The following is a 6217-nucleotide window of genomic DNA, read 5'->3' as shown; positions in this document are numbered from 1 at the left end:
ATCCGTCAACACGCCATCGACATCAAAGATAAAACCCCGAATATCTGTAGCTGAAACAACTGAGGGCGAGAGATCGAAGTTGTGCCAGGTGCCGTGCCAGTTCAGTTTAAACTTGAGTCGAGTCCAATTCGGTGGCAGATGGGGAGTCGCGACGGGGCCATTTTCCGTCAGGTGCATCCCGCCGAAACCGAATACTACGGCTTGCCAGACACCGCCAGCCGAAGCTGCATGAATGCCGTCTTCGGTGTTACCGAAAGTATTTTTGAGATCGATCGTCGCCGCCCGCATCAAGTGTTCGTAGGCATCTGCCGATTTATTCAGGTTAGCGGCGAGGATTGCTTGAATGGACGAACCGAGGGATGAGCCTTGGGTAATATCGGTGCGGGGAGTGTAGTAGTTCCAGTTTTCCTGCAAGATGTCGTGACGATCTGCAAATTCTGGCGTTTTGAGCAGCAGGTAAAGCAGCATCAATACGTCGGGTTGCTTGATGACTTGGCTCTGATTGGTTTTCACCATACCAAGGATGGATTGAATCGACTTGGTGCGCGGTTCGTAGTCGCTCAAGTCGATATCCTGGAGCGCGAAAAACCCCTCGAATTGCTCGATTAGCAATGTTTGAGGATTATAAGGAATGTACATCAGCGAAATCGTCGAGTGAAGAGCTAGTAGCTGCACTGGCGTGAGCTGTAGCTGTTGGCTGAGTTCGTTTGCCCGCGCTGGAAACGTTTCTTGTAGCCACTCATAGACAACAATCGCCTTTTCGAGATGCCACTGCACCAGCCGATTGGTGTAGGCATTATTTCTGACTTCTTCGTGGTATTCATCGGTACCAATGACCCCACACAGTTCGTAGCGTTGTTGCTTTTCATGCCACTCCACCCGACTCAGCCAGAAGAGGGCAGTATCGAGGATGATTTCGGCTCCGCGATCGCGCATCCACACATCATCGCCCGTTGCTCGCCAGTATTGCCAGACAGCATAGGCAATGTCGGCACTAATATGAATCTCACGCTCCCCATTCCAAATTCGGACGGGTTCTACATAAGGATCGCTCGACAGCGACCATTTAGGTGTCATCTCATCGCCAGTTGCCGCACTTTCCCAGGCAAACATCGCCCCTTTATAACCAGCATGGGCGGCTTTGCGCCTTGCTCCCTCTAGGGTGTCATAGCGATAATTGAGGAGGCTGCGGGCGATCGCAGGTTGCGTCCAAATGAAAAAGGGCAAGATAAAAATTTCGGTATCCCAAAAGATATGTCCCCGATACCCAAATCCCGATAGGGTTTTGGCGGGAACGCTGTCAGGGTCGGTATTTAGTGACCCCTGAGTAGTACAACCACCAATAAAAAGTTGAAATAAGTTGTAGCGGACGGCTAATTGAGCGGTAATATCGCCCTCAATCTCGATATCGCTGTATTCCCAAACTCGATCCCACGCCTGTTGATGGGCGGCGAGGAGGATCGGATAAGCTGGCAGTCCGGCTAATTTGGTCTGAGCCGCCTGAACTGGCGATCTGGTTTCGCGGGACGTAAAGACCGTTACCACCTTCTCCACGCTGATGCTTTGCCCCATTGTGGCGACGAAAGTGGTTGTCAAGGTGGGACAGTCGGGTGTGTTTATGACCTGAGATTTTGCATCGGAGCCAATCGCAGTCATTTTCGCAGCCATACCGAGTTCGATCTGGGTGCTGCGGGTACGAACGTGGAGCCAGACTCCTTGCTCTGTCTTGCCTCTGTCGAGATGCTCCCAGTGGTCGAAGCCTTGATTTTCGGGATAGCCATTAATACTGGACTGCACCTCGATGGTGCCATCAAAATCGAGCGGCGTAATCTCACAGCGCAGTGCTAATACTTGTTCGTCTGCCAAGCTTGCAAACCGATCGAACTTTAAATCTATGGTATTGCCAATCGGACTGCGCCAGCGGATCGATCGACTCAAAACCCCATGTCGCAAGTCCAGTCGCCGCTCGTAGGCAAGAATTTCACCAGCATCTAACCGGAACTGTTCGCCATTAATAATGACCACCAATAACAGCCAATCGGGACAATTTGCCAACTCGGTATAAACCACGGGGATATCGTCATAAACCCCATTAATTAAGGTAATTGGTAACGCATGAGGATGACCTTCCTCAAAGCTGCCCCGCGTCCCTAAATAACCGTTACCGATCGTAAATACGGTTTCTCTGGCACGCAATTTTGTTAGGTCGAATTCAGGTTCGATTAGTGTCCAGTCGGTGTAAATCAATTCGCGAGGACGGATGAGAGTATTCATGCTGTTGACATAATGGGACTGGAGACTAGTCGTATTTCGCAATTGGTCGCATCTGTCACGATTTTCGATAGCCAGAGGCTCTCGGTTACGAATCAAGCGGCTTGTTTTACCCAATCATGTTCGCGTAAATAGGATTCAAAGTCAGTCGGGGCGGGAAAATTGCTTTTCAACTGGGCTAAATCTGCTCCAAACCCGACGTTCTCAAACCAGCGAAACATCGCGGTCATTTCCGCTCCAGCTTGCTGCTCGAATGCTGCAAACGGTATTTGCTGGTAGGCGACATTTTTGCCTAAAACGCGGGTAAATGCCGCCGCAACTTCTGGCATCGTCATCTCCCCGCTGGCGACTTCGAGTGCGCGATTGGCAAAATCTGTGGGACGCTGGAATACCTCGGCGACCATTTCGCCATAATCTTCTTCAGATAATTGTTGCAATTTGGTATCGGGACTCAGCGGTTGGGACAGCGTTCCGGTTTCAACGATCGAACGCATCCCGTTATAGTTGAACAGGAAGTATACTGGGCGCAAAATCGTATGTGGTATGCCGCTGGCGCGGACATATTCTTCGATTTGAAACTTGCTATCGAAATGCGGCACGCCAGTTTGACGTTCTGCACTACCCACCGAACTGTAAACAAAGTGTTCGATCCCCAACGCTTTGGCAACGTCTACCAACGCCTTGCCCTCACGGATTTCGGCTTCAAAGCCATCATCGTGTCCCTGCACCGAAAAAACGCCATAAACACCTTGCATCGCGTGTTCTAGTGAAGCTTGCTGGTCGAGATCGCCGAGGAAGAGTTCGGCACCCAATCGTTTGAGGGCAATTGCTGAGTGCTTATTTTTGTCTCGGACTAAGGCACGAACATTGAATTTTCCCCGTTTTAAAAGATGATGAGCCACTGCGCCACCTTGATGTCCAGTTGCACCAGTCACGAGAATTGTGCGATCGGAGGTTGCCATTTTTATGTACCCAATTGTTGGTGAATTCTTGACGTGTAAGTTGTCGAGATTTGATTAGCTGAGGATTTGTTCGAGTTCGATGATATTGCCGTCCGGATCGCGAATGCAGGCAGTAAGCAACCCGCCAGTTAGCCCTTCCTCTGGGAATTGCCAAGGACTGCTGAAGATAGGAACGCCTTTGGCTTTCAACTGAGCAATCGTGTCATCAAGATTGGGCACGGCAAAGGTCAAGATTATTTTGGCATCGCGACGATCGTAAGTTGCCGTTTCAATCGAGTCGATATAATCTGCCAACCGCGCGCGATTGAGAATCGTAATTTTAGTTGTGCCGGCATCCAGCTCGGCATATTCCTGGGCATCGTTAGCAAAGGAGACTTTAAACCCTAGAACATTCTGGTAGAAAAGCTTACAATCTGCATAGTTTTCGACATTCAATCTAGTGCAGATATATGTAAGATTCATCTGATTGGCTGGAGCTAATCGATCGCTACTAGCTATAGCTACCGTTTTTCCTGGCGAACTTAATGGCAAAGGTTCGACTGGTTGTAACTGGACTAATGTTTGTGCCCCTGTAGCATCACTAATCCAAACTGCCAACATCCGTCCGCTTTCACTTTGTCCCGTTAAGACTTCAATTGGTGCATCGACGGTGTGAGCGTAAGTGACTTCGTTTTTACCTGTTTCAATCACCAGATCGTTACCCTTGCCAGGTCGATTCTCATTCTGAGAGGCTCCGCCAACGTAAACCATTGCCATCAACGGCGCATTCTGAATTAATTCTTCATCGCCGAGTTCGGAATTCATAATCTCAATTGAGATATGTCGCCCCCGATTACCATCGGAAAACTGGTCGAAAAATTCACCCCAGCGTTCTTGAGGAACAGATTTTGTTAGTTCGATTTGATTTAGCATGTGTTTTTGTATTGATATAATTGGCATCTAGCTAGTTCAGATCGTTGAAGGCATCTTGCGTAGTCAGATCGGCGATCGTCGCCTGCTGTGACAGGTAGATTAGGTGTAGCTCGGCTAGTAATTGCTTGGCCCGATTACCGAAGGTAGGCTAAACGCCAACGATCTCAATATTTTGGAGCTGACAGCAAAATATTGAATGAGCAAATTGTTTTTCAAAGGGCAAACTATTCATGATTTTATTGCTTATTTATGCTTGGCATAGCAGAAAAAATGAGCGGTCGTCATGATGCTCAGAGCGGTCGATCGCTGTTCGATTAGACTGGGCGTATTCCTTTCTCCCATGTCCAAGTCAGTTTGGTGCCGCGAACCCTTCATGCTATTTTGGCTGGTTATTATGCGCAGTTTTATGGCTTGCCGTCATATCGCTTGGGGTCTTTCTTTTGCTTCTTGGTTTCATCCAGTGGTGCTTTGGGCTTTTTGGTTTCTTTGTTGCCTTTTTTCTCTTTTGACATTACAGTTCGCTTTTTTTGGTAATAGTTTGGATGTTACTTATTTCCTAGTGGTGAAAATTGAGATTAGTGAGTCACTTGTAACACTAACTTGCCATAGTGATGACCGTGCTGGCTGAATTCTTGGGCTGCGGCGGCAGCTTCGAGTTCAAAAGTTTTTTCGACAGTTACTTCGATTTGGTGGGCATCGATTAACTGGGCGATCTGTTGGAGTTCTCGCTCGGCTTTGGGATCGAGCACAACAGCAACCGCTCGGATACCTGCTGGAATCCCCGCTGCTGGGACACCAACCGTCGATACCAAAATGCCACCGTGACGGATGACTTGCCAAGATCTCGCCTGGGTTTCCCCACCGACTAAATCGAGGACGACAGCGACATCTTGCACCTGTTGCTCGAAGGGTTGGGCATGATAATCGAGGACGAGATCGGCTCCTAAGTTTTTTACGTAGTCAAGATACTCCACCGCTGCGGTGGCGATAACCCGTGCGCCCTTTAACTTGGCAAGCTGAATGGCATAACCACCGACACCACCTGCGCCACCGTGAATCAGTAGCGTCTGCCCTGAATGGAGATCTGCTTTATCAAATAACGCTTGCCAAGCCGTCATTGCCGCACTCGGGACAGCGGCAGCATGGATGTAGTCGAGGGTATGCGGTTTGGGCGCGAGTGCCTCGGCATAGCACAGTGCGTACTCCGCATAGGCTCCCGAAAGCTGAAGATCGGCAATACCATAAACATCCTGTCCTGGGTGTAACGTCGTTACGCCACTGCCCACTGCTGCCACCACGCCAGCAATATCCTGACCGATAATTACGGGTAAAGGCAGATCGAACATTTGCTTAAAGTAGCCCTCGCGAATCTTCCAGTCGATTGGGTTGACACCCGCTGCATAGACGCGTACCAGCACTTGACCAGCTTGAGGTTCGGGGCGTAGGACATCATCGTAATGGAGATTTTCCACCCCGCCATAGGCATGAATGCGGATTGCTTTCATCGTTGTCACGATCGTGTACTCCTAATGAATAAAATCGGTGTCTGGTGTTATTGACGCGTTTCATAATCGTTATTATCCGATCGAAAATTATGTTATTAAGTTGCCATCTGTCATCGAAGTTTTTGTAGTCAAATACTCCGATAACAGATGGCAACTAAAACAACTATTTTGATAAATTTATAATGCGAATTTATTAACATTCATCTTAAGCTAGGGTTGTGAGGATCTCGTGAGGAGAGAATCTTCGATCGACTAATATCAAGAGTATTTATCTTAATATTTAATTTATCATTTTATGAGTTTTGCGTGCTAATCATAATCAACATTGTCTAATTTGTATGTATACATATCAACAGATTTTAATTGTCAACCTTTAATATAACCTCACTCAAAAGGGGTAGATAAAACTAAAAATTATTTATTAAATTGCCATCCAGACTTACCCGCATCCAACGGCCGCAGACAATTCTCCAACTGTTCGACTAGCGTTTATGTGACAGCGATGCAAAAGTCGCACTGGAATCGCCAGCGCGGCGGGTTGCCATGTTATCGATCCAGCCCATCTAG

The 6217-nt window shown here is 48.2% G+C and carries 5 protein-coding genes; all 5 read right to left on the bottom strand.

What is annotated here, in order from left to right; translation table 11 throughout:
• On the bottom strand, nucleotides 1–2274 hold a 2274-nt coding region (locus RMO84_RS08180), incomplete at its 3' end, for a glycoside hydrolase family 65 protein (protein ID WP_310487971.1).
• Between the two features lie 92 nt (nucleotides 2275–2366).
• Nucleotides 2367–3233 carry an NmrA/HSCARG family protein gene (locus RMO84_RS08175; protein ID WP_310487970.1) on the bottom strand — a complete coding sequence of 289 codons (867 nt, stop codon included), beginning with the start codon at nucleotides 3231–3233 and terminating at the stop codon, nucleotides 2367–2369.
• A 54-nt stretch (nucleotides 3234–3287) separates the two neighbouring features.
• Nucleotides 3288–4145 (bottom strand): VOC family protein, encoded by an 858-nt coding sequence (locus RMO84_RS08170; protein WP_310487969.1) that lies wholly within the window; start codon nucleotides 4143–4145, stop codon nucleotides 3288–3290.
• 243 nt (nucleotides 4146–4388) lie between these two features.
• The gene (locus RMO84_RS08165; RefSeq protein ID WP_310487968.1) at nucleotides 4389–4520 is read right to left on the bottom strand and encodes a hypothetical protein; all 132 of its coding nucleotides are present in this window, start codon (nucleotides 4518–4520) and stop codon (nucleotides 4389–4391) included.
• Nucleotides 4521–4720: 200 nt separating this feature from the next.
• On the bottom strand, nucleotides 4721–5650 hold the full coding sequence (locus RMO84_RS08160) for an NADP-dependent oxidoreductase (protein ID WP_310487972.1): 930 nt from the start codon (nucleotides 5648–5650) through the stop codon (nucleotides 4721–4723).
• Nucleotides 5651–6217: the final 567 nt, after the last annotated feature.

This window comes from Chamaesiphon sp. VAR_69_metabat_338 (assembly GCF_031423935.1).
GTDB lineage: Bacteria > Cyanobacteriota > Cyanobacteriia > Cyanobacteriales > Chamaesiphonaceae > Chamaesiphon.
This window is presented reverse-complemented; position numbering and strand designations above follow the sequence as displayed.

Coding starts and splice junctions, on each gene's coding strand:
- RMO84_RS08175 (WP_310487970.1), bottom strand. CDS start 3,233: ATGGCAACCTCCGATCGCACAATTCTCGTGACTGGTGCAACTGGACAT.
- RMO84_RS08170 (WP_310487969.1), bottom strand. CDS start 4,145: ATGCTAAATCAAATCGAACTAACAAAATCTGTTCCTCAAGAACGCTGG.
- RMO84_RS08160 (WP_310487972.1), bottom strand. CDS start 5,650: ATGAAAGCAATCCGCATTCATGCCTATGGCGGGGTGGAAAATCTCCAT.
- RMO84_RS08165 (WP_310487968.1), bottom strand. CDS start 4,520: ATGAAGGGTTCGCGGCACCAAACTGACTTGGACATGGGAGAAAGGAAT.